The sequence below is a fragment of the Streptomyces sp. NBC_00154 genome (assembly GCF_026342835.1).
In the GTDB taxonomy this organism is placed as follows: Bacteria; Actinomycetota; Actinomycetes; order Streptomycetales; family Streptomycetaceae; genus Streptomyces.
In genome coordinates this window covers 7,776,427-7,802,631 of the sequence record NZ_JAPEMI010000001.1, presented here as the reverse complement: position 1 = coordinate 7,802,631, position 26,205 = coordinate 7,776,427, and the positions used below count along the sequence as shown (strand labels likewise).

The 26,205-nt window shown below is 67.1% G+C and carries 23 protein-coding genes and 4 pseudogenes; 13 read left to right on the top strand and 14 right to left on the bottom strand.

Features of this window, described 5'->3' with window-relative positions; genetic code table 11:
• Positions 1–141: 141 nt before the first annotated feature.
• Complete coding sequence (locus tag OHA03_RS35275) at positions 142–1,116, top strand: DUF6687 family protein (RefSeq protein ID WP_267007706.1); 975 nt, start codon at positions 142–144, stop codon at positions 1,114–1,116.
• Between the two features lie 506 nt (positions 1,117–1,622).
• Here the strand turns inward: OHA03_RS35275 and OHA03_RS35270 are convergent.
• Positions 1,623–2,168 (bottom strand): annotated as a pseudogene (locus OHA03_RS35270) (transposase); the annotation flags it as partial.
• A gap of 128 nt (positions 2,169–2,296) precedes the next feature.
• Here OHA03_RS35270 and OHA03_RS35265 point away from each other — a divergent pair.
• A complete protein-coding gene (locus OHA03_RS35265) occupies positions 2,297–3,730 on the top strand; it encodes an NF041680 family putative transposase (RefSeq protein WP_267007705.1) in 1,434 nt (477 codons plus the stop codon).
• A 5-nt stretch (positions 3,731–3,735) separates the two neighbouring features.
• Here OHA03_RS35265 and OHA03_RS35260 read toward each other — a convergent pair.
• Positions 3,736–4,988, bottom strand: a protein-coding gene (locus tag OHA03_RS35260) for an IS3 family transposase (protein ID WP_267007271.1) whose coding sequence is annotated in 2 segments (ribosomal slippage) — positions 3,736–4,706 and positions 4,706–4,988 — 1,254 coding nt in all. Because the reading frame shifts where the segments join, the coding sequence is not laid out codon by codon here.
• A 313-nt stretch (positions 4,989–5,301) separates the two neighbouring features.
• Here OHA03_RS35260 and OHA03_RS35255 point away from each other — a divergent pair.
• From OHA03_RS35255 to OHA03_RS35245, 3 genes are all read left to right on the top strand, one after another.
• Entirely contained in the window at positions 5,302–5,874 is a 573-nt protein-coding gene (locus OHA03_RS35255) for a hypothetical protein (RefSeq protein WP_267007704.1), read from the top strand.
• A gap of 66 nt (positions 5,875–5,940) precedes the next feature.
• Positions 5,941–6,603, top strand: coding sequence for a hypothetical protein (locus OHA03_RS35250; protein ID WP_267007703.1), 663 nt, complete (start codon positions 5,941–5,943; stop codon positions 6,601–6,603).
• A gap of 104 nt (positions 6,604–6,707) precedes the next feature.
• On the top strand, positions 6,708–7,082 hold the full coding sequence (locus OHA03_RS35245; RefSeq protein WP_267007702.1) for a hypothetical protein: 375 nt from the start codon (positions 6,708–6,710) through the stop codon (positions 7,080–7,082).
• Positions 7,083–7,115: 33 nt separating this feature from the next.
• Here OHA03_RS35245 and istB read toward each other — a convergent pair whose 3' ends face one another.
• Together istB and istA are read right to left on the bottom strand one after the other, a co-directional pair.
• A complete protein-coding gene (istB, locus tag OHA03_RS35240; protein WP_267007701.1) occupies positions 7,116–7,886 on the bottom strand; it encodes an IS21-like element helper ATPase IstB in 771 nt (256 codons plus the stop codon).
• On the bottom strand, positions 7,883–9,301 hold the full coding sequence (istA, locus tag OHA03_RS35235) for an IS21 family transposase (RefSeq protein WP_267007700.1): 1,419 nt from the start codon (positions 9,299–9,301) through the stop codon (positions 7,883–7,885). Before istA ends, istB begins: the two co-directional genes overlap by 4 nt.
• Before the next feature lie 110 nt (positions 9,302–9,411).
• Here istA and OHA03_RS35230 point away from each other — a divergent pair, with 110 nt between their 5' ends.
• On the top strand, positions 9,412–10,329 hold the full coding sequence (locus OHA03_RS35230) for an IS1380 family transposase (protein WP_267007699.1): 918 nt from the start codon (positions 9,412–9,414) through the stop codon (positions 10,327–10,329).
• A gap of 318 nt (positions 10,330–10,647) precedes the next feature.
• Positions 10,648–11,058: pseudogene (locus OHA03_RS35225) on the top strand (transposase); the annotation flags it as partial.
• A gap of 150 nt (positions 11,059–11,208) precedes the next feature.
• Here OHA03_RS35225 and OHA03_RS35220 read toward each other — a convergent pair.
• Complete coding sequence (locus OHA03_RS35220; RefSeq protein WP_267003322.1) at positions 11,209–12,243, bottom strand: IS110 family transposase; 1,035 nt, start codon at positions 12,241–12,243, stop codon at positions 11,209–11,211.
• A gap of 334 nt (positions 12,244–12,577) precedes the next feature.
• Here OHA03_RS35220 and OHA03_RS35215 point away from each other — a divergent pair, with 334 nt between their 5' ends.
• Both OHA03_RS35215 and OHA03_RS35210 read left to right on the top strand, forming a co-directional pair.
• Positions 12,578–13,648 (top strand): IS110 family transposase, encoded by a 1,071-nt coding sequence (locus OHA03_RS35215; RefSeq protein ID WP_267007698.1) that lies wholly within the window; start codon positions 12,578–12,580, stop codon positions 13,646–13,648.
• Between the two features lie 40 nt (positions 13,649–13,688).
• Positions 13,689–13,910: an IS3 family transposase gene (locus OHA03_RS35210; RefSeq protein ID WP_267007697.1), complete on the top strand. Its 222-nt coding sequence runs from the start codon at positions 13,689–13,691 to the stop codon at positions 13,908–13,910.
• A 78-nt stretch (positions 13,911–13,988) separates the two neighbouring features.
• Here OHA03_RS35210 and OHA03_RS35205 read toward each other — a convergent pair whose 3' ends face one another.
• From OHA03_RS35205 to OHA03_RS35190, 4 genes are all read right to left on the bottom strand, one after another.
• Complete coding sequence (locus OHA03_RS35205) at positions 13,989–14,117, bottom strand: hypothetical protein (RefSeq protein WP_267007696.1); 129 nt, start codon at positions 14,115–14,117, stop codon at positions 13,989–13,991.
• 457 nt (positions 14,118–14,574) lie between these two features.
• Positions 14,575–15,291: a hypothetical protein gene (locus OHA03_RS35200; RefSeq protein WP_267007695.1), complete on the bottom strand. Its 717-nt coding sequence runs from the start codon at positions 15,289–15,291 to the stop codon at positions 14,575–14,577.
• 122 nt (positions 15,292–15,413) lie between these two features.
• A complete protein-coding gene (locus tag OHA03_RS35195) occupies positions 15,414–16,403 on the bottom strand; it encodes a nitrilase-related carbon-nitrogen hydrolase (protein WP_267007694.1) in 990 nt (329 codons plus the stop codon).
• Between the two features lie 263 nt (positions 16,404–16,666).
• The gene (locus OHA03_RS35190) at positions 16,667–17,182 is read right to left on the bottom strand and encodes a hypothetical protein (RefSeq protein ID WP_267007693.1); all 516 of its coding nucleotides are present in this window, start codon (positions 17,180–17,182) and stop codon (positions 16,667–16,669) included.
• Positions 17,183–17,956: 774 nt separating this feature from the next.
• On the opposite strand from OHA03_RS35190, the gene OHA03_RS35185 reads away from it, so the two are divergent.
• From OHA03_RS35185 to OHA03_RS35175, 3 genes and pseudogenes are all read left to right on the top strand, one after another.
• Positions 17,957–18,973, top strand: a complete 1,017-nt coding sequence (locus OHA03_RS35185) for a DNA-directed RNA polymerase subunit alpha (RefSeq protein ID WP_267007692.1) — start codon at positions 17,957–17,959, stop codon at positions 18,971–18,973.
• A gap of 409 nt (positions 18,974–19,382) precedes the next feature.
• On the top strand, positions 19,383–19,568 hold the full coding sequence (locus tag OHA03_RS35180; RefSeq protein ID WP_267007691.1) for a hypothetical protein: 186 nt from the start codon (positions 19,383–19,385) through the stop codon (positions 19,566–19,568).
• A 209-nt stretch (positions 19,569–19,777) separates the two neighbouring features.
• Positions 19,778–20,062 (top strand): annotated as a pseudogene (locus tag OHA03_RS35175) (serine/threonine-protein phosphatase); the annotation flags it as partial.
• Between the two features lie 268 nt (positions 20,063–20,330).
• Here OHA03_RS35175 and OHA03_RS35170 read toward each other — a convergent pair.
• Positions 20,331–20,669, bottom strand: a complete 339-nt coding sequence (locus tag OHA03_RS35170) for a MerR family transcriptional regulator (protein ID WP_267007690.1) — start codon at positions 20,667–20,669, stop codon at positions 20,331–20,333.
• A 949-nt stretch (positions 20,670–21,618) separates the two neighbouring features.
• Here OHA03_RS35170 and OHA03_RS35165 point away from each other — a divergent pair.
• Complete coding sequence (locus OHA03_RS35165; protein WP_267007689.1) at positions 21,619–21,801, top strand: hypothetical protein; 183 nt, start codon at positions 21,619–21,621, stop codon at positions 21,799–21,801.
• Positions 21,802–21,940: 139 nt separating this feature from the next.
• Here the strand turns inward: OHA03_RS35165 and OHA03_RS35160 are convergent, their stop codons facing one another.
• The 4 genes and pseudogenes from OHA03_RS35160 to OHA03_RS35145 form a co-directional block, all read right to left on the bottom strand.
• Positions 21,941–22,405: a cupin domain-containing protein gene (locus OHA03_RS35160; protein WP_267007688.1), complete on the bottom strand. Its 465-nt coding sequence runs from the start codon at positions 22,403–22,405 to the stop codon at positions 21,941–21,943.
• A gap of 15 nt (positions 22,406–22,420) precedes the next feature.
• Positions 22,421–23,341, bottom strand: coding sequence for an NADP-dependent oxidoreductase (locus OHA03_RS35155; protein WP_030980566.1), 921 nt, complete (start codon positions 23,339–23,341; stop codon positions 22,421–22,423).
• Positions 23,342–24,262: 921 nt separating this feature from the next.
• Positions 24,263–25,515, bottom strand: a pseudogene (mobF, locus tag OHA03_RS35150) (MobF family relaxase).
• Positions 25,516–25,886: 371 nt separating this feature from the next.
• Positions 25,887–26,087 carry a hypothetical protein gene (locus OHA03_RS35145; protein WP_267007687.1) on the bottom strand — a complete coding sequence of 67 codons (201 nt, stop codon included), beginning with the start codon at positions 26,085–26,087 and terminating at the stop codon, positions 25,887–25,889.
• Positions 26,088–26,205 lie beyond the last annotated feature (118 nt).

Sequence of the window (26,205 nt, the reverse complement as noted above, 5' to 3'; positions counted from 1 at the left end):
AGATCCATACGCACGTGCGAAACGCTCGCGCCCTTACTGCGCCCGCGCGCCCCCGCAGGTGCTCTCGACAGGGCCGCAGCCGCGCAGTAGACAGGGCGAGGAACCTGGCCGCCCGCACCAGAGCTAGGAGGATGAGGCCGCATGAAGTTCCTTCAGTACGTGCCGGATCTGTACAGCGTCGAGAAGGTGATCGCGGACGGCGAACCGGACTGCGGTAACGGGCTGTATCTGAGCCATCTGCCGGGCAATCGAACGCCGACGCATCTCAAGGCGGACGTCAGTGTCGAGTCCGCATTGCGGGCCATCGCTGATCCGTCCGAACCTCTCCGCGGTCATGGCATCGTCACCAACGACCATATGGATACTGACGGCGTACTGACCATCTGGACGCTGCTCAATCCCACGCTCGCACCCGAGTGGAGCAGACAGCTGATCGATGCCGCCCAGGTGAGTGACTTCCAGGAGTGGACAACGCCCGCGGCTCTACAGATCGACCTGACCGTACGGGCCGTGGACGACCCAGAGAGATCACCACTCGCCACGGACCTGACTCAACTCTCTGAGGCGGAACAGGGGCAGCGCATCACTGAGTATCTGCTTGACCGCCTTCCGGAGCTTCTGAGGGATCCGCATCCATTTTGGGATCTCTGGTCGGAGGCATACGCCGAAGCGGTTCAGGAGATGAATTGGGCACTCGGCGGAGGTGTGGAGGTCACCGAATACCCGCACGCCCATCTGTCGGTGCTCACAACCGACCGCGTTCTGGAAGACCTGACCCGCAACTCGGTGGCCCGGGGACAACGTATCCTGGAGATCGAGAGAACGCCGGATGGATATCGATACGATCTGGGGTATCGCAACTTCCTTTTCTACGACACGGTTACGAGGTTTGCTACCCCGCGGCACATGCTGACCGCCGCAGCGGATCGGCTGAATGAGCTCGAACCCGACACCAGCAGCGGCCACTGGGCGGTTGCGGACTGGTATCCGGCCCTATGGTTCGCAAGCGAGGACGATGAGGAGGCGGGGTTCAGTCAGCTGCACCCTGACACGGTTTCCCCGCTGGTGCTGGAGGAGCTGGAGCGACTGGATTGGCTGACGGCCGGAGGCCGTTGACATGCTGCCCACGGTGCCCCCAGTGCGCCGATGATGCGCCCTCACGTTCCCTTGACGCCCTCCTCGAAGAAGCAGGAGACTCTTGCATGTACGTCTGTACGTTCAGTCTCCGGGCCCACGCAGAGATGAGGGAACCATGATCGGTCTGCGCGATGTGATCGTTCTCGGGCACCACGTCACGAAGGTCAAGAAGAAGAAGGACAACGAGAGCAAGCCGTTGCCCGAAGAGAGCTGAGTCTCTCTGGCCGCCCGTCAGGCGCTTGTTGCACCTGACGGGCCGCCTGCGGTGCCCCAGGTGTGGTGCCGCCCGGATACCGTCGTGCGGATCCAAACAGCTCGCTCCGAGAAATTATTGTCGGAGTAGGGAAGCCCGGCCACCTGGCTGAGGAACCTGCCTAATTAACAACGGTGTTCATGGTGGTGCGCATGGGTCCCCCAAGGATGGCGTGGCTCGTGGATCGTAAGCCCTCAGCGTCCTCACCCGCCTGTGCGGCTAAGCTTGATCTTTAAGGCTGCTGCTCGACCCCGCCGCGTCTAGGCATGTTCGTTTTGCGCTGTTTCTTGCCGACTGGGTGGCGGGGTGCGGGTGTGGAGGTGCGGCCCTTGGGGCGGCCTGGGCCGGGGTGGGAGGCTTTTGGCGCGCGGGCTGGAGTGCCCACGGTCCGTCGGATGCGGGGATAGCCGCGCCGGACCCGGCCGGGGGTGAGCTGATCCGGTGCCAGGGGCTTCTCCCAGGGCCGCCGGAGGTCCTCGGTCAGGGGCCGGGCGAGACGGAGTTGCGCGTAGGCGGCGAGGATCAGCCACACCCACCGGTCGGCCTGTTCGGGGGTGCGCAAGCGGGGTCGGGTCAGGCCGAGCGTCTGCTTGAAGAAGCGGAAAGTGTGCTCGATATCGAACCTTCGAAGGAAGATCCGCCAGAGGCGGTCGACGCCGTGCGCGGTGGCGTCCGGGTCGCTGTGCCACAGCCATAGCGGCTTGGGGTCGCGATTGCCGGGCAGGCGCTCGACCGCCAGATGGACCAACGTTCCCTCGACGATGGGGAGTTCGCCTTCGTGGTCAGCCCTTCGGTGATCGTTTGGGGTTCGAGTCGTTCACCCACATGGGAATCTTCCGGACATGGCGACGACCTCCCTTTCACGCTGTGTGATGTCTAGTCGCACAACGGGCCAGGAGGTCGCCGGTGTCGAGTGTCGTCCACGAAGTCGCTCATCGGCAGGCGCTTGCCGAACTGTCGTCCTTTCGGATGGAGTTATATGCGGCGATGCCGCGCCGTGCCGATGCGTTGTTCGAGTTGACGGATGCGGTGTTGTGTGCCGGTTCCCCGGTGGTGTCGCTGCCGGAGTTGTCGCTTCAGGCGGTGCACCGGCGTGGGCACGGGGCGATGTACGACGCGCTCGCCCGGGGGCGTCTGGATGTGTCGCGGCTGCGGTGCGTCGTGGCCGGCCTCACGCTGCCGCGCGGGACGGACGGGCAGATCTCGATCGCGCTGGACGTGACAGCGTGGCCGCGCCCGGACGCGGAGTGCTCACCGGACCGGCTTCACTGTCACCGGCCGTGCCGCTGCGATGGGGTCCGGCAGACCATCCCCGGGTGGCCGTACCAGGTCGCCGCCGCGCTGGGCGGGGGACGGACCTCGTGGACCGGTCCGCTGGACGCAGTCCGCCTCGGCCCAAACGACGATGCGACCGAGGTCACCGCCGCCCAGATCCGGGACCTGCTCACGTGCCTGCGAGAGGCCGGCCAGTGGCGCGAGGGTGACCCCGAGGTGCTGTTCGTCCTGGACGCCGGCTACGACATCGTGCGCCTGACCTGGCTTTTGCGTGACGCACCGGTCCGCATGCTCGGGCGCATCCGCGCCGACCGTGTCATGCACCACCCGCCAGGCCGTCGCAAGGGACCCACCAAAGGCCGGCAACCGCGTCACGGCGAGCCCTTCCGCCTCGCCGACCCGGCCACCCACCCGGACCCGGTCCAGGAATCAGCTACTGTCCACGACCGGTTCGGCCGCGTGAAGGCCCGATGCTGGGGGCGCCTGCACCCCAAACTGGAACGCCGCCAGGGCGGTTGGGCCGACCACCCAGGTGACTTACCCAACGTGGAGGGAACACTGGTGCACCTCGCGGTCGAGCGCCTGCCCGGCAACCGCGATCCCAAGCCGCTATGGCTATGGCACTCGGTCCCCGACGCCGACGCGCACGACGTCGACCGCCTGTGGCGGATCTTCCTCAGAAGATTCGACATCGAACACACATTCCGGTTCTTCAAGCAGGCCCTGGGCATGACCCGCCCCCGCCTGCGCCACCCAGAACAGGCCGACCGATGGGTCTGGCTGATCCTCGCCGCCTACACCCAACTCCGACTCGCTCGCACCCTCACCGGCGATCTGCGCCGCCCCTGGGAGAAACCGCTGACACAACAACAACTCACCCCGGGCCGGGTTCGCCGCGGCTATCCCCGCATCCGCAAGATCCTGGGCACCCCCGCCAGACCGCCGAAAGCCAGCCGCCCCGGCCCAGGGCGCCCACGAGGCTGGACGAGTAGCCCCGCGCCCCGCCACCCCGTCGGCAAACATCCTCATAAAAAGGACACCCCTGAACCGCCCCGGGTTCGGTAGAGAGCTCAGATAGCGGTTGTGACCTGGGGTTTCGTGGTCGCGAGGTAGTAGTTGTTCTCGTACTCGACGGGCGGGACGTGGCCTATTTCACCGTGGAGGCGCCGGTGGCAGTACCAGTCGACCCATTCGGCGGTGGCCAGCTCGACCTGGGAGAGCGTCTTCCAGGGCCGTTGCGGCTTGATCAACTCGGTTTTGTAGAGACCGATGGTCGATTCCATCAGGGCGTTGTCCAGTGCGTCCCCGACGGAACCGATGCTCGCCGCGAGACCGGCGGCATCCAGGTGCTCGGCGAGACGGAAACTCGTGTATTGCGACCCGGCATCGGAGTGATGGATCAACTCGCCGTGCGTATACGGGTGTTGGTCGCGGTCGCGTTGCCACAGTGCCATCTCCAGCGCGTCCAGGACGAGCTGGGTCTCCTTCGATGTGGAGGCGGACCAGCCCACGATGCGACGTGAAAAGGTATCCACGACGAAGGCGACGTAGACGACGCCCGCCCAGGTCGCCACGTGGGTGAAGTCCGCGACCCAGGTGCGGTTGGGCGCCTCGGCGACGAAGTCGCGCTCGACGCGGTCCGGTGCCCGCTCGGCCTTCTCGTCCGGGATCGTGGTGATGACCCTCTTGCCGCGCACCGCGCCGGCGATGTTCAGCTCGCGCATCAGCCGCTCGACCGCGCAGCGGGCCACCGGGATGTCCTGGCGGTTCAGCTCGCGCCAGATCTTCCTCGCCCCGTAGACGCGGTAGTTGGACGCGTAGATCTCCTTGATCTTCTCTTTCAGCCCGGCGTCGCGCACGGTCCTCGCGGACGGCTCGGCCAGCCGCTTGTGGTGGGCGTAGTAGGTGGAAGGGGCGATCTTGCAATCGTGCTCGGTGAGCACGCGGCAGATCGGCTCGACACCGCCGAAGCGGGCCCGGTGCTCGTCGATGAACGCTACGAGCGTGTGTGTGGCCGGTCGAGCTCGGCCGCGAAGAAACTTGCCGCGGCTTTCAAGATGTCGTTCGCGCGGCGGAGTTCGGCGTTCTCCTTCTTCAGGGCCTTCATCGCCGCGGACTCCTCCGACGTCGTGCCGGGCCGCCGACCGGAGTCGATCTCGTCCTGCTTGACCCAGTTCCGCAGGGTCTCGGCCGAGCCGATGCCGAGTTTCTGGGCGACCGTCTTCAGCGCGGCCGACTCGTTCGGGTAATCACCGCGGACCTCGGCGACCATGCGGACCGCTCGTTTGCGCAGCTCAAGGGGATAGGAGGAGGGGCGTGCCATGACTCAATCCTTACATGGAATCGAGTCTCTATTCGAACCGGGGCGGTTCAGATGCTCGCTGGTCGGGTTCGCCGGATAGCGCGAGGTCGGGCACTTGACCTTGCGGGCGCTGGTGCGTGCGCGTCTGGGCTACAACAGGGCTGATTGGACCGCGATGGAGATGCCGCTCGTGGCGAAGCTCGATGGGGACGGCAGAACGTGGTCGGGTGCAGCTCTGATGCAGGGACTCTGATCAAGTCCTGAGCTGGGATGTTGTTGGTTGGGCTGCGGTGGGTCGTGGTGGCGTCCTACGGTGCCGGGCGAGGTGATGGCGATGGGTTCGGTGCTGGGGCGTCTTGAGGCGCGGGAGGCTGCCGCGCGGGAGCGGGCGGATCTTCTGCGGGCCGAGATGGCGGTGCTCGCGGAGAAGCTGGCGGCCGAGGAGGCTGCCGCGGACCGGTTGTCGAGTGCGCGTGAGACGGTGCTGGAGGTGATGGCCGGGCCGGATCTCCCGGAGGACGCCGTGTTCGCGGTGCGGCCGGAAGGACAGGGGACCGAAGCGGCGGACCCGGTCGCCGAGTTGGACGAGGATGCGCCGGTGAGCGCGGCGTTGGCCGGTGAGGGGAAGTTCCGGGGCGGAAGTCTGCAGGTCCCGGTGTTCTCGCCGGGAGTGGCGTGGGAGGTGCTGCCGCGGGTCTACCGGGACGTTCTGGGCATGATCTCGCGCTATGGACGGGGCGTGCGGACCAAGGAGGTGTGCGAAGAGCTCGGTCTGGGCGGGGAGGCGAAGCACATCGAGGCCCTGCGCGGGAAGCTGAAGCGCCTGACGAGACGGGGCTGGTTGCTCGAGTCGTCGCCGGGAGTGTTCGAGGTGGCCGGTGGTGTTCGCTCGTCCGTGCCCGGGTGAGTGTGAAAGGGCTCTTCTCTCGTTGCCCGTGGTGTTGAAGCCGACGGACCAGAAGAGAAGAGCCCGATGCAAGCGTATGAGAACATCCGTGCCGCCGAGGCGTTTCGGGCATCGAGGGCGGGGTTCGAGGAGCTCATAGCGGATCTGACGGCGCCGACCGCGGACGGGTTGTCCGAGGTGGACCTGGAAGAGCAGGTCTTCGTGGTGGGACGGGAGATCCAGCGCCTCCTTGTCCAGGGTCAGCTGGATCTGCGGGCGGCCCGCGAGATGCGGCAGGGGTCGGTGACCGGGGCCGACGGCGTTGAGCGGCGGGCCGTGGAGCCGGGGCACACCCGTCAGTTGGCCACTCGGTTCGGGACGGTCACCGTCACGCGCATCGCGTATCGGGCCAAGGGCGTTGCCAACCTGTATCCGGCAGACGCGGGGCTGAACCTGCCCGTGCACCGGCACTCCCTCGTGCTGCGGAAACTCGCGGTCCAGCAGGCGGTACGGGGATCGTTCGACAACGCGCACGCGATGCTCACCGAGCAGTGCGGGCCGGTGATCGGAAAGCGGCAGATCGAGGAGAACACCGTGGCCGCCGCCCGCGACATCGACACCTTCTACACCTCCCGTGCCCCGGTGGCCTGCACCGATGACACTCTGCTGGTGATCACCTCGGACGCCAAGGGCGTGGTGATGCGCCCCGAGGCCCTGCGCGAAGCGACCCGCTGTCGGCGTACGACCTAAGCTCCCCAGTCGCGTACGGACGAACGTCCCCAGCTATGTCGCGGGCAGGCGCACGTCTGGGGATCCTGGTTGAGATCGTTGGACCAGCCGGAGACACTCGCAGGATGAGTCACAGCGCATCGCCTGGGTCGGTTGAACGAGGTTGGGACGGGCCGTGGTTTCGGGTTCGCGCGGACGCCTTCGAGGCATCGTTCCTGCCCAGCTCAGGCGAGGACTTGGACCTGGTGTGCAACGTCGATCTCTTCGTGGACCTCAAGGACGGCTCCCGGTGGAGCGCGACCGTCTTCACGGTCGCAGAGGTCGAACGCTTGATGCAGACCTGGGCAGGAACCGACGAGGCTCTCGGCGGCCGCTACTTCTGGGTCTCGGACGGCCTGATCGTCCGGGATCCCGGCATCGACAACATGACCAAGGTGATCGCCGGACTGATCGAGAACGACGAGTTCTCCGAGATCTTCCAGCGACTCGACGGCGACTGACCAGGTCCCGGCCGAGTGTCACGACGTGGCCGGTCAGGCCACGTCTGTGTCGCGCTCGATGGCCTTGAGCCGGTTCTTGAGCCGGTAGCTTGGTCCGTTGATGGAGAGCACGTCGCAGTGATGCAGGAGCCGGTCGAGAATGGCGGTGGCGAGGACCTCGTCGCCGAACACCTGTCCCCATTCGCTGAAGGTCTTGTTCGAGGTCAGGATGATCGAGCCTTTTTCATACCGTTTTGAGATGACCTGGAAGACGAGATTTGCCTCTCCGCGTTCGAGGATCTCGTAGCCCACCTCGTCGACCACGAGGACGCCCGGCCGCAGGTAGGTGCCGAGCTTGTTGGCCAGACGGCCGGCTGCTTCGGCGGCTTTGAGGTTGCGGACCATGTCGTCGAGGCTGGTGAAGTAGACCGAGTAACCGGCCCGGCAGGCCGCGACCGCCAGAGCGACCGCGATGTGCGTCTTGCCCACCCCCGGCGGGCCCAGGAGAGCGGCGTTCGCCTTGGCCTCGACGAACGAGAGGGTGGCCAGGTCCTTGACCTTGCGCGGGTCGAGGTCGGGCTGGAACGAGAAGTCGTACTCATCAAGCGTCTTGTGGTGCGGCAGCCTGGAAAGCCGCAGGCCCTGGCGGAAGCGACGGTCGTCGCGGACGGCCAGTTCCTCGGAGAGGACGAGGTCGAGGAAGTCGAGGTAGCCCATCTTCGCCTCGTCCGCCCGGCGGGTGAACTCGTTGATGGTTTCCGCGAGGTGGGGCAGGCCGAGCTTGCCGGCCGTGGTGCGGATGCGGTTGCCGGTCAGCTCACTCAAGACGATTCCTTCGTCGCTCGATGGGTGGTGAAGGGACGGGTGCCGGTCAGCTCGTCATAGACCGACAACGGTCGGCGCCCGACCTCGATCCGGGTGGCCGCGGCCCGGTTCAGCAGGGCCTGCAACGGGCCGGTCTCCTCGCCCCGCGGCCGCTCTTGACGAGGCTTGACTGGAATGTCGCCGGTGGTGGTCCGGCGGCCCTTGCCGGTGGGCAGGCCGTCCCAGTGAGACTCGTCGACGACACGTGCACCGCGTCCGATGGCCCGCGGATGTGCCGCCAGCAGCGTGCTGCCATGGGCGTCGGCGAGGGTGGCATGCAGCATGACCTGGGATTTCGTGGCCCGGATCTCGACCAGCTGGCGAGCGCGGACTCGGTGAGCTGGCACGGAGTAGAGGTTGCCGTCGAAGGCGACCAAGCAGTCCTTGCCGACGTGCCGCAGCTGCCGCTCGGCCACCAGATACGGGGTCTGCGGCAGCGGTTTGAGAGCCGCGTGGTCTCTCGCCGCCCGCTCCGCGATGACCTCGCGGTGGGTCTTGTGGATCTGGGCCCGCCGCTGGGGCACCCAGGCGGTGAACGCGGCGTCCATCTCCTCGACGGAGGAGAACGACCGACCGGACAGAACATGGTCGCGGACGATCAGCACTTGTCGCTCGACCCGGCCTTTGCCCTGCGGCCGGTAGGCGGCCAGGACGTCGATGTCGAAGTCGTAGTGGCCGGCGAAGCCGACCGCTTCCGGATGCAGCGGGACCGCCTCGCCAGGAGCGACGTGGCGTCGGACGACCGTCTTGGTCCGGTCGTAGACGATCGTCATCGGTGCCCCGCCGAAGTGCGCGAAGGCCCGGCGGTGGCAGTCGAAGAAGGTCTGCAGGTCCTGGCTGGTGGTGAAGCAGCAGAACGGATCGCGGGAGTACGACAGCGTCATGTGGAAGGAGTAGACCTTCGGGATCCCCATATGGGCGAGGATCTTTCCCTCGTCGCCCCAGTCCACTTGGGCCTGGGCGCCCGGGATCACCTCGAACCGGCGGTGCATCCCCGCCAGTTCTTTGGGCGTGATCCCGAGTTCTTCGGCGATCCTCGGCCGGGCCGTCTGAACGTAGAGCTTGACCCGCTGATAGTTGCCGGTGAAGCCGTACTCCTGGGCCAGCCGCTCGTGGATGACTGCGGCCTTCATCAGGACCTCGGCCCGGAGCATCGAGTCGATCAGCGGCCCGAACTCGTCGATGACCCTTGCCCGCGACCGCCCGCTCGGCGACCGTCGTGGAGGCGTCGCCGGCCCCGGTGCCGAGAGGTACTTGCGGACCGTCTTGCGGTCCAGCCCGGTCTCCCTGGAGATCTCCGACAGGCTCATCGCCCCGGACTCCAACAAGCCCCGAAATCGCCGAAGCTCCAGCCAACGCTGCGGATCCAAGACCACTGCCAGCCTCCTCCGCCGTCCATATCGACCAAGCAGCAGAGTGCCGAGCGGCAGGTCTCACCGCATCAGCAACTGTCCCTTTTCATCCGTACGAGGCTGGGGACGTTCACGTGTACGCCGACAGATACAGCAAGGTCAAGGGCCTGAACGCGCTGCTCGGTATTGTCTCCACACCCCTGGCCGCCCCGGTGATCGCCGCCACGAGGCTGCGCAAGGGACCATCGAACTCCGCGCGCGGGGCGGCAGCGTTCGTCGCCGAGACCATCCGCACCGCTCGCGCCTGCGGCGCGAGTGGCCTGCTGGTGATGCGCGCGGACTCGGCTTTCTACAGCGCCGATGTTGTCAACTCCTGCCGGGCGCTGGGCGCGCGGTTCTCCATCACGGTGCGGATGAACGCTTCCGTCAAGGCCGCCATCGCCCGTATCGATGAGGACGCCTGGACGCCGATCAAGTACCCCAAGGCGGTCTGGGACGAGGAGGGTCGATGCTGGATCTCCGACGCCGAGATAGCCGAGACCGGCTACACCGCCTTCACTTCCAAGCCGAAGAAGCAGCAGGTCACCGCCCATCTGATCGTGCGCCGCGTCAAACGCTTGAGCGCTGAAGCCGTCCCCGCCGGACAGGGCACGCTGTTTGACGCCTGGCGCTACCACGCCGCGTTCACCGACTCCCCGCTCTCCTTGAACGATGCCGAGCGTGATCACCGCCGGCACGCCGTCGTCGAGCAGGTGATCGCGGATGTCAAGAACAGCGCCTTCGCCCACGCGCCCTCCGGGCATTTCCAGGCCAATGCCGCGTGGCTCGCCCTGGCAGCCCTGGCGCACAACCTGACCCGCGCCGCCGGCGCGCTGGCCGGCACGTTCCATGCCAGAGCGACCACCGCCACCATCCGTGACCACCTGATCAACGTGCCCGCCCGCCTGGCCTGCTCGGCCCGGCGCTTCACCCTGCACCTGCCCGAACGCTGGCCCTGGAACACGGACTTCACCCAACTCTTCAGCATCGTGCACGCGCCACCAGCCCTCTGACACTCTCTGACCGACCTGCCCGAAAGGGCCCGAGACCTGCGGAAAGTGGAAAGGCTGGGCAGACCAGCGGCCACCCCACGCCCGAATCCGCAACTCAGCCCCGACACGCCCTGCACGACCCCGAACCGATCACACCACAATCAAGCCGGTGGATCCGGGCTGAATAACCCTGAGCCAGGGGCGGGAGTGTAAAACTAACGGCGGATCTGCTGATCAAGGAAGAGACGCCAAGTGACTGTGCAGGGTGTGGAGTTGGATTCGATCGAGGCCACTGGTCCGGCGGTTCCCGGAGGGGTGCCGGATGACCAGCTGATCTCGATGCTGATAGACCGGGCCCGGTCGGAGGGCCTGCAGCTGACTGGGGAGGGCGGGCTGCTGCAGCAGCTGACGAAGCGGGTGCTGGAATCCGCCCTGGAGGGCGAGATCACTGATCACCTCGGCTACGACAAGCATGAGGCGGCCGGGAAGAACAGCGGCAACAGCCGCAACGGCACCCGCGCAAAGACGGTGCTGACCGACGTCGGACCGGTCGACGTCAAGGTCCCGCGTGACGTGGCCGGCACGTTCGAGCCGCAGATCGTCAAGAAGCGCCAGCGGCGCCTGGGCGGCGTTGACGAGATGGTGCTGTCCTTGTCCGCGAAGGGCCTCACACACGGCGAGATCTCGGCCCACCTGGCCGAGATCTACGGCGCGGAGGTGTCGAAGCAGACGATCTCGAACATCACCGACAGTGATAGTGGTATTCGGGTTCCCGGTGGTCGTGGCTCGATCACTGACTGACGTCCTGCTGGGCTGTCTTCGCCTTGGTCTGTCCGGCTGCCGGGGCCCGTTCCCGAGGCCCCGGCCGGGTGGAACATGACCTCATAGCGCCTCTGTGTGTCAAGCGGCTTGAGCGAGGTGGTTCCGTTGGTCGCGTTTCATGATCCGGTAGACCACGTTGGACAGGCGTCGTTTGAGGGCTCTGCGAGCCTCTGCGGGCGTCTTTCCTTCCGTGATTTTGCGCAGGTAGTAGGCCTGCCCGCGTCCGCCGTCGCGGATCTGGCAGATGGCGATGGTGTGCAGCACCGAGTTCAGCGCGCGGTTGCCGCCGGTGTTGAGCCGGTGGCGGACGTTGTTGCCGCTGGAGGCGTCCAGGGGCGCGCTGCCGGTGTAGCTGGCGAAGTGGTGCTCGGTGGGGAATCGTGTGGCGTCTCCGACATGGCCGATCACCTTGGCGGCCAGCACGGTGCCCAGGCCCGGCAGGGTGGTCAGCGTGGTGTGAGTCGCGGCGACAGCCTCACGCATCTCAGCCTCGTTGTCCTTGACCTGCCGGTCCAGGCGTCGAAGATCGGCCAGCAGATCACGGGCTATGTCCCGACGGCAGGAGTCGGTGGCTGTAATCGGCCGGATGCCCTTCATCACGGTGGCGGCTTTGTCGGCAGACAACCCGGTGGGTGCACCGCCGGGCACCAGATCTCGCAGGACAGCGTGCAGCCGGTTGAGGACCCGGGTGCGTTCGTGCACCAGGTCGTCGCGCCGCTCGGTCAGCAGCCGCAGGATAGTGGTCTGGTCTTCCTGTGCCACTGGCCGCAAGTCTGCCCTGAACAAGGCGACCTGAGCGACATGAAGGGCGTCCGCGGCGTCGGTCTTGCGGTCGCCACCAGTGGCCAGGAGCCGAGCCCGAGCCGACAACGTGGAGGGCACGTCGACCACGTTCTCGCCCGCGGCAGCCAGCTGCTGGGCAAGCGAACGCCCCAGTCCGCCGGCACCTTCGACGGCAAACCGGCGCTCAGGCCACTGCTCGCACCAGCGCATCAACTGACGAAAAGTCCCAGCGTTGACGACGAAACGGCGCTGGGCCACTTGGTGGCCCGCAGCGTCGACGGCAACAGCGGTGTGGGACGACTTGTGGGGATCGACACCGATCAGAATCACAGGATGCTGGCCTCGCACTCGATGAGATAGGGACGGGAGTGCGGCGGGCACCCTGACTTGAAGTCACTGCGTCACCTTCATGCCTCTGTCGAGCCACACCGCGCGGGTGCCGGTCAGCGGCGGCACGCTATCAGTGAGCCAGCCCGAGGGCGGCAAGGAGCACTGCGGGCCCGTGCCGACCGACACCCTGGACGCTACGGCTGCAGACCGAGCGTCTGGACTCGATTGAACAAGTCAGGAGCCTGGAGCCAACTCGTCAAAGCGTCCCCGTGACAGTCCTGTCCGTCCGACCGGCGACAGCGTGAACCCCACGTTAGCGGCGGGAGGGACCACAGTGAACGACAGTGAGCAGTCCAGGTCCGGGCATGTCGTGATCGGCGTCGACACGCACAAGCACGTGCACGTCGCGGCGGTGATGGACACGATCGGCGGGATCCTGGCCACCTTGACGATTCCCACCGACGCCGGTGGCTTCCAGCAACTGGCGGACTGGGCCGCCTCGTTCGGCACTGTGCTGGCATTCGGGATCGAGGGCACCGGCTCCTACGGCGCCACGCTGACCTCGTTTCTGCGAAGGGCGGGCCACAAGGTCGTCGAGGCTGGCCGCCCGGACCGGCGACTGCGACGCATGAATGGCAAGTCCGACACCCTGGATGCCGAGAATGCCGCCCGCGCGGTGCTGGCCGGGTTCGCAACCGCCACGCCGAAGACCGCCGACGGCGAGGCCGAGATGATCCGCCTGCTCAAGATTGCCCATGACCAGGCCGTTGAGCAGCGTGCAGCGGCAATGGTCACGATCAAGGCGATGCTCGTCCACGCCCCGGATGCCCTGCGCCGGGAGACTGCCGGCAAGACCCAGATCAGCCTGGCGCGGCAGCTGGCAGCCCTGCGTCCTCGCCATCTGGAAGGCCCCGAGGACGCGCTTCGTCACACCCTGCGGACGCTCGCCAAGCGGTGGCAGTACCTGGACGCCGAGGCCAAAGAGCTGACGAAGATGATCGGCGACCTGGTCCAGCGAGTCGCCCCGCAGTTGCTCGAGCCCTTCGGAATCGGCGTGGACACGGCCGCGGAGATCCTCGTCGTGACCGGAGACAACCCTGAGCGGATCAAGTCCGAGGCCGCTCTCGCCAAGCTCGCGGGCATCGCTCCCGTGCCCACCGGCTCCGGCATGACCAGCGGCCGGCATCGCATCAACCACGGCGGCCACCGCCAGCTGAACGCCGCGATCTACCGAACCGTCATCGTCCGAATGCGGTTCCACCAGCCGACGATCGACTACGTCGCCCGCCGCACCGCCGAGGGCAAGACGAAACGCGAGATCATCCGATGCCTCAAGCGCTACGTCATTCGCGAGGTCTACCACCTGCTCCGGCCCGCCCCACGGACGGCCTCCGCAGCGAGTTGACAACTATAGGAGCGTCAATGCCCTCGCGGAGAACCTATGGATGCTGATCAAGACCGAGTGCGTCCGCGGCCGCACCCTCGCCACCCGGGCCGAGGCGAACCTCGCGCTCTTCGAGTACATCGACGGCTTCTACAACCCCCGCCGCATCCAAAAACGGCTCGGCTACCTCAGCCCCATCGAATTCGAGGAGAAGCACTACGCCAACCAGGCAGCAGCCGAACAAGTGAACCTGAACCCCCGTCAACCCGCCCTGACCAGCTAGTCAGCACCTCCCGCACAGCGGGGGAACCTCAGAACGCCACAACCCGGCGCGCCTGCGCGAAACCAAACGGAGCGGCAGTCACGCAGCGCTCTTTACACGGCGGTGTCCGGCCCCGGCGAGTGCGTCGATGAGCTCGTCCCGGCTCATCTTGGAGCGGCCCGCAATGCCCTGCGCGGTGGCCCGCTGGTACAGCTCCGTCTTGGTCAACTGCCGTAGCTCGCTCCGCCCCCCGCCCCGGATCCCACGGTGCGCCCAGAGCGTCGATCAGCTGGATCGTCATGTCCCGCTCCTTGCCCTTGCCGGCACGACCGGACGGCAGGTCGGGTAGCTCCTGGCCGGGATCGCGGACCTCGTCCGCCCGGTGGAGCGTCTGCAGCACCAGGAGCCAGCCTTGCCCGCCTCCGCCAGCCTCGCCCGCAACAGCTCATGCGACGGGCTTCGCGTGCGCGGCGCGGGCCTTCGCCACGTCCCTCGCGGTGCCGCTCATATCCTTCACCGGCCGCCCCAGCTCTGACGCCGCCCCCAACCCGGCCGTCGCCCGTTTCCACAAGTCCCGCCGCAACGGCCGCCCGGACATCACAGCCTCGGGTCACGTGCTGCCGGCGTGCCGAGGCGCCGGTGTTTCCCCGAAGGCGGCATCGACGATCAGCAATTGCAGGCCCGGTCAGACGAACAGGACACTCTCCACGTCGATGGTGACCAGTTCCACGTCCCGGGACACCGTTCCGTCCTGCCCTCGCCGAAAGACGCGCCGCCTGGTCGGAACCATGATCCCGTCGAACTCCTTGTACTCGGAGGGGTAGTGCGCGGCAGGCCCGGCGTTGATGACCTCGGGCGTGTAGTCGTGCCTGCGCAGCAGTCCGTTCGAGTCGAAGTAGAAGATCTGCTCACGGCAATGTGTCGCGATGTGGTCCGGGAAGATGACCTTCAGACGTCTCCAGCTCTCCCCTTCCTCCGTGACCGAAGACAGTTCCACCGCATCGAATCCCGCAGAGGTGAAGGTGAATGGGGAAGTCAGGTACGTCCACATGGCATACCCGGCGAAGTAGGCGACGTGCAGATCGTCCCAGGGAGCGCTCGCGTCGCCCGGGAACGAAGCATGAGGGTCGAATCGCTCGGCCTTCACCTCACCGTCGAGGGTCTCCACGGCGGCCCGCTGCCGGGTGACGGATGTCTGCAGGTGGGGCGCGGTGAAGGGATAGTGGCTGGCATGCTGCCGGTGCAGGTCGATCCTGACAGCCGCATGACTCAATATCCCTTCCTGTCCCTTGAGCCGCCACAGCGAACCCCCGACACGGAGGTGCACGGTGGCCGAGCTGAACTGGTTGTAGCGATTCAAGCCGCCGTGCGCCTCGATAACAGTGCTGACTAGATCACTCATGGCAGACATCTCCCTGAACTGTGGTGTACATGGCCGGTAGCTGTTCGGCCGTCTAGGCGATCAGCGGCTCCGGGGTACTCCTACTGTTGGGTTCGAACCCTCCGGCAGGATCAGCAAACAGCTCACTCGCTCCCGGAGGGGCGAGCCTCTTCCGTCACACGCGTGGTCTGGGCCGACCCGTGGCCGGTGCGCTCGTGGACGTGGGGCGCCGGCGTGCGTTCGATCTGCAGGCTGAGCAGTTCCGGGCGGCTGTAGTGGCCGCGCGCATCCATCAGGCGCTTGCGCAGGTCGATCTGTGCGAAGTCCAGGTCGGCGATGACTTCGCCTTCGCCGGATGTGAGCGGCTCGCCGATGATGCGGCCCTCGGGGTCGACAATGGCGGTGAAGAAGCCGCCGGACATCGCAGCGGCTGGGGCGCCGGTGTCCTCGGCGAGTTTCGCCTGCTGGCCGGCATCGAGCCAGGCGGTGGCGTTGACCACGAAGCAGGCCGACTCCAGCGCATGCTGACGGATGTTCACCTCGATCTGCTCGGCGAACAGCTCGCCGCCGAAGGAGCCGGGGTACATCGCGGCGTGGATCTGCTCGCCATCGGCCATCAGGGCATAGCGAGCCAGCGGCAGGTAGTGCTCCCAGCAGGCGAGTTGGCCGATACGGCCGACGGCGCTGTCCACCGCGCGCAGTCCCGAAGCATCGCCCTGGCCCCAGATCATCCGCTCGTGGTAGGTCGGCGTGAGCTTGCGCCGGCGCTGGATCAGCGTGCCGTCCGCGTCGAAGAGCAGCTGGGTGTTGTAGATGGTGCCGCCGTCACGTTCGTTGACGCCGATCGAGACGACCACGCCCGCCTCGCGGGCTGCCGCGCCGATCGCGTCGGTCTCGGCGGACGGCACCGTCACCGCCTCTTCGAGGAGGCGCAGGTGCTCCTTGGCCATGGCGTAGGGCGGCTGCACGAAGGAGAAGTAGGGGTAGTAGGGGACGACGGTCTCGGGGAAGACGGCGAACTGGACGCCCTGTGCGCCCAGGTCCCGGATCTTCTTCACGACCTTCTCGACCGTGCCGGCGCGGCTGTAGAGCACGGGACTGATCTGGACTGCAGCGGCTCGTATGACAGTCATGGTGATACTCCTTGCAAATGTACGGTCGGTAAGATCTCGTGATGCGGCGCGCAACCCGGGACAGGCACGCGATAAAAAGGGTCGAGGCGATCCAGGAGGGATAGGGCCCGGCCGGGCGGACAAGTCCCGCTCCACTAGTGGCTACTGGCGACTACACCGCAATAGGAGCATATGCTCCTATTGGCGCAAGCGGGGAGCAAATCCTTCCGAGCCTTTCGGTGACGCTGCGACGCCGAGTCGCCCGGGCGTACGACAGTCAACCGTCAGCGCTTCAGGTGGACGGTGAAGTGCCTCTCGGTGTCACCGGCGGGAACGGTGCGAACAAAGCCCCGGGCGTTGCGGTAGTCGCCGGAACCGCCGGTGATGCCGACGTCGACGTAGGACGGGGCGGGCAGGTGGAGCAGCGCCTGCGCAGCGAACTGCCCCTCAGGCAGAGAGAAGGTGCCCAGGCACTGGAGCGCGGCCGGATCGACGTGAGTATAGGTGCAGACGACGCCGTGATCGCCGACCTTCTCGCCGTCGCGGTAGAGGTCTTCGTGGATGACACGCTGGTCACCCGGGCTGATTCCCTCCCTGCCCAGATCGAGGTCTTCGAGCGAGGTCTGTTTGCCGACCAGCTCGAAAGTTTTCGCGCGCTGGTCAACGACGTGCGCACTGACGGAAGTCGACGTGCCGGCCGACGCCAGCGGCGCAATGGCGACGCCACCGGCGAGGGCCGTAGCGATGCCAACGGCTGCAGTCAGGTAACGCAGCTTGTTGATCTTCAATGCAGTCGGCAACTTGCCGCTCCATTCCGTGGTGTGTCGATTCAGTGGCGGCAGAAAGGCGTGAAACCTCGGCCCGGATACGCAGCGCCGCCGCCTGCTCCGATCGACTTGTGAACAATCCGTGTCGGGTGGCTCACGCAACCCATCCGCCGAGGAAGCGACGGATGGCCATGGGTGGTGGCCGCCCTGGATTCCGAGCCGTGATCTTGCCGGTGCGGACTTGCGTAGTGCCAGGTTGTTGCACGTGTCGGCGAGATCCGTCTATGTCGGGGCCATGTCGTCACGACAAGGTTTACCGACGGCGACAATAAGAGCATATACTCCTACTTTCGAAGTGGCAAGGGAGGTAGGTCTTGGGCGACGCCTACGCCCCCCAGTTCATTACCGGGCCGCGGCCCCGCAAGATCTCACACACCCTCGACGGCTCCCCCATGCGTGCACGTACGCCTCGCCGCGGGGCAGGCGGGCAACCCGTTCTTCGAGCAGGGCCTGGCCGACGAGTCGTACTCCCGCACCCTGTTCCGCGGGCGCGGCGTGCTCTTGATCGCCCATCGCATGGCGCCCCGGCCCGTGGCAGCAGGCTCTCGGCCTCTTCGTCTCACCACCGCGCCGGTGTGCGGCCTGACGGCAAAGGCGCCGCGCGCTTCGGGCAACTCTCCTGTCCCGCCGGCTGAGCCGGTACCTGGCGGCGTCGGGCGGTGCGGCCTCTTGTGAGGTCGTATTGCCGATACCGTGCGGTGTCTACGGCGTCAAATAGCGGGCGCCGAAATCTGGAGGCACCGCCCCATGCTGATTGCTCAGCGTCCTTCGTTGACCGAAGAGGTCGTCGACGAGTTCCGCTCCCGGTTCGTCATTGAGCCACTGGAGCCGGGCTTCGGTTACACCCTCGGCAACTCCCTGCGTCGGACGCTCCTGTCCTCGATCCCGGGTGCTGCGGTTACCAGCGTCCGGATCGACGGTGTCCTGCACGAGTTCACCACCGTGCCGGGCGTCAAGGAGGACGTCACCGACCTCATCCTCAACATCAAGCAGTTGGACCTCTCCTCGGAGCACGACGAGCCGGTCGTGATGTACCTGCGCAAGCAGGGTCCCGGCCTGGTCACGGCTGCTGACATCGCCCCGCCGGCCGGAGTCGAGGTCCACAACCCGGACCTGGTCCTGGCCACGCTGAACAGCAAGGGCAAGCTGGAGATGGAGCTGACCGTCGAGCGCGGTCGCGGCTACGTCTCCGCCGTCCAGAACAAGCAGGCGGGCCAGGAGATCGGCCGTATCCCGGTCGACTCCATCTACTCGCCGGTGCTCAAGGTCACGTACAAGGTCGAGGCGACCCGTGTCGAGCAGCGCACCGACTTCGACAAGCTGATCGTCGACGTCGAGACCAAGCAGGCCATGCGTCCCCGTGACGCCATGGCGTCGGCCGGTAAGACCCTGGTCGAGCTGTTCGGCCTGGCACGCGAGCTCAACACCGACGCCGAGGGCATCGACATGGGCCCCTCCCCGACAGACACCGCTCTCGCTGCCGATCTGGCGCTGCCGATCGAGGAGCTCGAGCTCACCGTCCGGTCGTACAACTGCCTCAAGCGCGAGGGCGTCCACACGGTCGGCGAGCTTCTCGCCCGCTCCGAGGCCGACCTCCTCGACATCCGCAACTTCGGTACGAAGTCGATCGACGAGGTCAAGGCAAAGCTGGCCGGCATGGGCATGGGCCTCAAGGACAGCCCGCCCGGATTCGACCCGACCGCCGCTGCCAACGCCTTCGGCGCCGACGACGACGCGGGCTTCGTCGAGACCGAACAGTACTGAACGCTGCGCCGGGTCGCGCGGAGCCGGGGGTCGCCTCCCGGCTCGCACCGCCAGCCATATCTGTTGTGCGGCGAATGGGAACCCTCGTCCCGGCGGGCGGCCAGCGCCGTGCGGGCCCGGTGGTCTATCTCGATGAGGTAGGGGGCGACAAAGCCGTGGTAGTCCGCTTTGCGCCTGGTCGGGTAGATCCCTCGAGCCGGTGATGCGGCCACGGCAGTGGCGCGCACCGCACCGGCAGCGGGCGGCGAAGTAGTCGACCGAGTAGTTCCGCATCGCATAGTCGAAAGTGATCTCCTCGCCGGCGACTATGGGTGCGCGGGCGACGAAGTCGTGCGCACCGCTGGAATTGAGGCGGATCCCGCAATTCCAGCGGTGCGCACGAGTGGTTCACCTTCGGGACGAGCCCGCCGTGCAACACGAAACGTTCCGCACCGACCTGGGAGGCGTGCGAGTGGTTGCGGTCCAGTTCACTGTCGATGGCACCGGCCATCACCGTCTCATCGATCCGGAAGGGCCGGGTGGCGAAAACGCCCTCGCCTTTTTCGTGTGTTCCCCGGAGTCCGAAGCCGTCAACCATCGATTGATGAACAGCTGAGAGGGAAGCACCAATGGTGCTTCCCTCTCAGCTGCCTACCTGGTGCGGGAAGCCTCGGGTTGCCCAGCCTTGCTCATAGCTCCGAGTGAACCGCGGACCGCCGATGACGTGGGCCGACATGCCGCGCTTGGCGAAATAAACCGATCGGATGGGCGTATCCGGTCACGTTGTGCGGAGGCGGCGGCTGGAAGGAGGTGGCATACCGGGCCATGGGCGAGGAAAGCGTGGATCGGGCGGAGGGTTTTGGCGAGCGGCTGCTCGGTTTGCTGCTGGACAGGGCACGGCTGCTGCCGCCGCAGCTGATCGCCCCGCTGATCGCGGAGGAGGTGGCCAGGATCGGAGGTCGTGACGTCTCCATCCTGCTCCAGGACTACGCGCAGGAGCTGCTGGTGCCCCTGCCGGGCAGGAACCTGCACGTCAGCCAGCCCGAGCCGATCATTGATTCCCCCGCCGGCCGGGCGTTCCTGCGCGGAGGCGTCATCGAGGTGCCGCAGTGAGTTACGAGAGCGTCTGTTGCTCAGCGACGGGAGCGCCCTCTTCATGATCGAGTGGCACAGAGGCGCCGCCGACCCCCTCGCGGTCCTTGACTGAGCGCCCGCGCGTCAGGCCCGATCACGTCGTCGACGACAAGGACTCGCGGGGATCGAGGCCCGGTTCTCACTCTCGGCCCCGGGACCGCAGAGGACGAAGTTGCCCGGAACGCTTTGCGTCCCGGGCAGCACGTGTGGGTGGCAGCCGCGAAGCCCCCAGGTCTCAGCCGTCTCAGGCCGCGGTTGTGGGGTTCGCTGATTCGGCGGTGCGGCGGTGTTCGGCGTTGATGCGTTGGGCTTCTTCGAGCTGGTCTTCGAGGATGACGATGCGGCAGGCGGCCTCGATGGGGGTCCCGTGGTCGACGAGTTCCCGGGCGCGTGCGGCGATCCGCAGCTGGTAGCGGGAGTAGCGGCGGTGGCCGCCCGCGGATCGGAGCGGGGTGATGAGGCGGGCTTCCCCGATGGCGCGGAGGAAGCTCTGGGTGGTACCGAGTATTTCGGCGGCCCGGCCCATGGTGTAAGCGGGGTAGTCGTCGTCGTCGAGACGGCCGAACGAGTCGTCTGCTGTCATTGCACCTCACTGTGTGGAACGCGTGGAGGGGCCCTGGCGCCAATGGCACCAGGGCCCCGAAGGAACTGCTACACCATCTGCCGGCCCTGACACTGCGCCGGCCTTCTGTTTCCGCAGACCCGACCGAGATGCTGTCGGGGGTGCAGGGATCGCGGTTGCTTGACCGGAGACCACCTCACTATCGATGTCCTGCGGTACCCGGGCTCAGACTTCCGCCCGGGCGATCCTGATGGCGCCTGGCTCCTCCGTTCTTCCCTCTGGATGAACTACTTACCAACGGGGGACTGCGTACTGCTGGTACTGCGCACTGCTTGTACTACTGGTGATGCGAACTGCTGGTGACCTGAGTAAGCGCCACTCTTCGGCAGCCAGCCCCGTCGCCCATCCTGCGTCTGCTCTGGCTTAGAACCCCACTGCCGAACCTCCCGGTACGCGCGCCCGCAGCCGACGCCTTTACCGAGGAACCACTGACAACCGCACTGCTGGTACTGCGAACTGCACTTACTGAACTGCCACTGCGTTACTGCTCACGGCGGCCCCTGATCACTGCGGGCCACCCGGTCCGGCCGTCAGTCCCGTCGCCGTCCTTCAACCGCTCTGGCTTCGAAACTCCACCACCGCACCGTCCTGCGCACTGCAACTGCGTGTACTGCTGCCCGGCAGTTCGTCTCTGCCAGGCCTCGTTGATCTCGGCTACGAGAGAAACCATAACCACGCCACCTCCCAATGTCTACTCCGGCCGACATAGATTTTCGTGTGTCCGACGGTGAGGTAATCGAGCCCTGCCGGGTTAAGGGCATCGCTGGGGCGGTGCCGTGGTCGAGCCGGGACGCCCGCGCGCCGCCGGCTGTGGTGTGTCGCCGGCGGCAAGGCGGCCGGCGAGGATGCGGTCCCCGGCCGGGTGAAGGCCTTCGCCGGAGAGGTCCCGCACCCCGCCATCAGGCCGACCGTGGGAAACGCCTTCGACCACCTCATGGCGGGCTGGATGTCGGTCACGCTGCCCAGGGCCTTCGGCAACCGCGGCATCAAGTTCGTCGTCGCCTGTGCGGATCTTCAACAGCTTGGCCAGGAGCGGGTCAAGGCTCGCTGCGGCGGCGGCCTCTCCCACCTGGGACCGATGCTCAATTACTGAACAACAGCAGGAGTAACCACCACTCCCCCACAGAAGGCTGACCCTCCATCAACCAAATTGACCGGGAGCCAGTCGGGGGTGTGTTCCGACAGGGGCAGTGAGTTAGTGCGGGACCGAGCCGCCCGCTGCCTGAGACGGGCTAGGACCTCGGGTCGTCGACCTTGAGCTCGTCTCCGGTGTCGGATACGAAGACGACCAGGAGCTTGGCCGGCTTGGTCCGGCTGGTGTTCTCTGTGAGCACGTGGTGGGCGCCCGGCGGCTCGACCCAGTTCTCGCCCTGCTGGTAAGTGCTCACGGCCTTGCCGTCGAGCTTGCTTCGCACGGTGCCGTCCAGGACGTAGGCGTAGACGAACGCCTGGCCGTGCCGATGGGGCACCGCGCGTGCGCTGGGCGGGAAGTCGACGACCGCCGAGGTGAACGTCTTGCCCTTCACGTTCGGAAGGGCCTGCTGGAGCAGGGGCGTCAGGGTTTCGGCGGGGTGCTCCGAGGCAGCGGCTGAGGCCGGAGCCTTAGCATGGGTGGCTGGGGTCGAGGTCGTGCAGGCCGTGGACACAGCCAGCGTGGCGACGGCCGGGAGGCCACCGGCGATCCGTATTCCAATCACGATGGGTCTCCTGATTCAGTCTTGGGTGACGCGGATGATCGTCTTGCCGGGGGTGCGCTTGCCGGGGGCGAATGCGGCGGGTGCTTCGGCGAGCGGCCGCACGGCGCCGACGGTCGGCCCGAGCCGACCGTCCCTTACCCGCTGGGCGAGTTCGGTGAGCCGGGCGCGGTCGGGTTCGACGACGAAGAAGACAGCCCGCCCGTCCTTGGGCTGCACCTTGGGCGGCATGGCGATGGTGACGAGCGTGCCGCCGGCGCGCACCAGGGCGGCCGAGCGGTCGAGGATGTCTCCGCCGATCACGTCGAACACCACGTCGGCCTCGCCGGCGTCCTCCAGCTTCTCGGCCTCCAGGTCGATGAAGGCGTCGACGCCGAATGCGAGTGCCCTGTCCCGGTCGGAGGCGCGGCCGGTGCCGATGACGCGGGCGCCGACCTCGCGGGCGAGCTGTACCGCGATCGAGCCGACGCCGCCCGCGGCGCCGTTGACCAGGACGGTCTGGCCTGTGGTGAGGCGGCCGTGGTCGAACAGACCCTGCCAGGCGGTCAGCCCGGAGATGGGCAGCGCGGCGGCCACGGTGTGGTCGACGTCCGCCGGCAGCGGGGCGAGGTTGCGGGCCTCCACCGCGGTGTACTCGGCGAGCGTGCCGTTGCGGGTCCAGTCGGCCAGGCCGAACACCCGCTGCCCGACGCTCAGGCCGGTGGTGCCGTACCCCAGCTCTACGACAACACCCGAGAGTTCGTGCCCGGGCACGCTCGGCGTCCGGTCGCGGCCAGCACGATCGGTCCACGTGCCGGGCCAGTCCAGCTCTCCGGGGGTGAAGCCCGCGGCGTGCACCCGCACAATGACGTCGTTCTCGGCCGCGTGGGGGTAGGGCATGTCCGTCAGGGACATCCCGGCAAGACCAGCGTCACGGTCTCGAACAGTGATGGCTTGCATACAGGTCCTTACTGGGGAGGGACGACTCAAGCGCGCAGCTTCGTACACACACAGGGCTCATAGCGGCCTGTCATTGGGAAGATGCAGCAGGTGGATGTATGCCGTTCCGCATGATCGATTTAACCTGCTCGCGCACATTCCTTCGTCGCCCGTTTTGCGTTCTCATCAGGGAGACGAGGTAGCCCCTCCGGGTGTGACAGCTCAGACGTGGACAAGTTTTTCGGGATTGGTCACCCTGCGGTACGCGGTGATCAGACCGTCTGTGATCTGGACCGTGTCGCCGGAGTAGACCCTCCCTCTGCGGCCGGCGGGCTGACGTTGATGGCCCTCGGCCTTCTAGGGGGAAGACGAGGGGCCACGCTCGTTGAGCCGGGCACCTGCAGGGCGGCGGGGGCACGCACCCACACCCTCCGGGCCAGCGGGCCATCGCGCGGCCGGCCTCCAGGCCCCGCACGCGCTCTGCTGGCAGTGCCGGAGCATCACGGTTCCGCCGGCGGCGATCCGCCGCTCGGTGCCCACCCGGCAGCACCCCGCCACCGGGCCACGCACCCGCTCCGGGGCGGGCTCGGGCCGGCGCTGCTCGGGAACCGGGACGACCGGCGGCCCGGGACGGGGGGCGTCCAACTCGGCCGGGGTCACACCCATGGCCTTGGCGCGGGAGCGGCGCCGACCGCGGCGCCCTCGCTGGTGCTTCATATGCCCAGGATGCCGCCCCGGCGGCACCGCAAGCGCGGACCGACACGAGGCCGCCCGGGTTTGCCCGCCGCCCGCGCCGGTCATCCGCCTCGGGTTCATGTGCTGCCCTGGCAAGCCTCGATTTCTCGTGAACAATCATGGCGAGTCTGGGCATTCACTGCTGCTCAAACAGATCAACAAACGCTGTTGCTGGAAGTGAACGAAGCCAGAGGTCAAAGACGCTGGCTACGGGGCCAGGTGATACAGGCGGCTTCTGTTGCGCTTCGGCACGAGCGAGGACAGTACGGCGTGCGGCTTCCGCGCGGGCGCGGTGGTGGATCCGGTGGGCGGCGGGCGTGGCCGAACCGGGGGGCGAGTTGGGTGCCCAGGCCGTGGTGAAGATGCGATGCGCGAGCGGCATCGGCCCGTCGGGGTTCGGCGGGTCGCCGGGGATGCAGTGGTCGCGGATGGCGGCCGCGGTGATGGCGGTGTCGGTGTGGGGCGGGGCGGGGCGGGGTGTACGTGGAGGGTGCGGGTGAGGTAGCGGCGGGCTTCGGCGAGCAGGTGGCGGTGGCGGAAGCGGCCGCCGTGGTGGACAGAGACGATCGCGGTGATCTCCAGGGCTGCGGCCGCGACGTCCACGGCGGTGCGGACGGTGTTGCGGATCGCTGCGGTGGCGAGGCGGGCCAGGCGCAGGAGGTTGTCGACGACCGCCTCGCCGACCAGGGCGACGGCGCCGTCTCGCCAGCGTTCCCGCAAGGCGGGCAGGGGCTGGCTGGTCTTCTTCTTGGCGGGCCGGGTCTCGTGGGAGGCGCGTGCCATCAGTCGTTGCCGGATTTTGGTGGTGAGGGGCTGGCGGGTGCGTTTCTGGTACTGGTCGGCGAGTTCTGCCAGGCGCTGCATGGTCGCTTTGTTGCGGGTGGCGGCCCAGTCGATGAGCTTCTCGGGGATCCCCGCGAGTTCCATCACGGGCCGCTGTCCGGCGGTCGGGTAGCGGGGCACGGTCGCCAGATCGAGCGCGCGGCAGATCTCTTCCATCAGGCGTTGGTTGTAGAGCTCCGAGAGGGCGACGGCGTACTCGAGGAACGAGCGGGTGTGCAGGGTGCCCCACCGGTCGTCCTGGCGGCGGACCTTGACCGACAGGACGACGTGATCGTGGAGCAGCGGCATGCCGTCGCGGTTCTCGTAGTGGCGGAAGCGGGCGCGATCACACCGGCACGGGCGCGTTGCACGGTGCTGTCGCCACCGACGCGTACCCACAGCAGGTCGGTCTCGGCGGTGGCCAGGACCTCGCCGATCACGCGGGTCTGCAGGTCCTCGATGAGCTGGCGGACCGGCGGTGTGCCCAGCGCCCAGAGGGCCTGGACGCTGCCCGGCGGGCGGAACACGAGATCGTTGCCGGACCACTTCTGCACCCCGTAGCCGAGCCGGGCCGCCCGGGCGGCCGCTGCGGGACTGCCGCCGGCGGCAAGACGGGCCGGCAACAATATGGTCCGCATCCGGGTGGAGACCTTCGCCGAACAGGTTCCGCATCTGCCCCTCAGTGACCCGCGCCCGGCCCATCCACACACCCGGCGGGACACCCGCCTCCTCCTGCGCCTCCTCCAGGCTCTTCCCCCGACGCCGACGCCCGTCACCGACCACCACCTCACGCCCGTAATACTTGTACGCGGAGCCCTTGCTCACTTGCTTGCACGTCACCATGCAACCCAGCACAGCACCGAAAAAGCACTGGTCCCCTAGATCAAGGGCTCCCGTGAGGCGGGACGAAACCGCGGATTCGTCGGTCCGCTCTCCCACGTGACGGGCAGCCGGCAGCCACGCTTCCCACATCGGCTCCAGACCGGCAGAGCTCCGCTGCCGAGGAAGTTCACGCAGGGAGCCCGATCGCAGGGAGCGGACTGTGCCCTTCGGACCAGTCGTTGACCCAGCCGCAACCCGCACACGCGTACCGGCCATCGAGACCCGCGATCTGTGTCCCGCACCGAGTGCACCCTATGTAGGTGATCTCGGGATGCGGCAGAGACACCTCAGGCCGGCCTGGCCATTCTAATTCCGGCGTAATCGCCATGATCGGAAGCTACCCGCGTAAGCAGCGACGTCAGGGGCCAAAAGCGACACCAGCACACCCTCTCTACAGGCGCCAGGAAACCCTTACTTGCAGGCTTGCCCACGGCAGGCCAAGGCTT

Bases quoted from the DNA above. Each gene is read 5' to 3' on its own strand.
- OHA03_RS35275 (WP_267007706.1), top strand. From the start codon at position 142: ATGAAGTTCCTTCAGTACGTGCCGGATCTGTACAGCGTCGAGAAGGTG.
- OHA03_RS35255 (WP_267007704.1), top strand. From the start codon at position 5,302: ATGGGTTCGGTGCTGGGGCGTCTTGAGGCGCGGGAGGCTGCCGCGCGG.
- OHA03_RS35250 (WP_267007703.1), top strand. From the start codon at position 5,941: ATGCAAGCGTATGAGAACATCCGTGCCGCCGAGGCGTTTCGGGCATCG.
- OHA03_RS35245 (WP_267007702.1), top strand. From the start codon at position 6,708: ATGAGTCACAGCGCATCGCCTGGGTCGGTTGAACGAGGTTGGGACGGG.
- OHA03_RS35210 (WP_267007697.1), top strand. From the start codon at position 13,689: ATGCTGATCAAGACCGAGTGCGTCCGCGGCCGCACCCTCGCCACCCGG.
- OHA03_RS35200 (WP_267007695.1), bottom strand. From the start codon at position 15,291: ATGAGTGATCTAGTCAGCACTGTTATCGAGGCGCACGGCGGCTTGAAT.
- OHA03_RS35195 (WP_267007694.1), bottom strand. From the start codon at position 16,403: ATGACTGTCATACGAGCCGCTGCAGTCCAGATCAGTCCCGTGCTCTAC.
- OHA03_RS35185 (WP_267007692.1), top strand. From the start codon at position 17,957: ATGCTGATTGCTCAGCGTCCTTCGTTGACCGAAGAGGTCGTCGACGAG.
- OHA03_RS35170 (WP_267007690.1), bottom strand. From the start codon at position 20,669: ATGACAGCAGACGACTCGTTCGGCCGTCTCGACGACGACGACTACCCC.
- OHA03_RS35155 (WP_030980566.1), bottom strand. From the start codon at position 23,341: ATGCAAGCCATCACTGTTCGAGACCGTGACGCTGGTCTTGCCGGGATG.
- OHA03_RS35145 (WP_267007687.1), bottom strand. From the start codon at position 26,087: ATGGCGATTACGCCGGAATTAGAATGGCCAGGCCGGCCTGAGGTGTCT.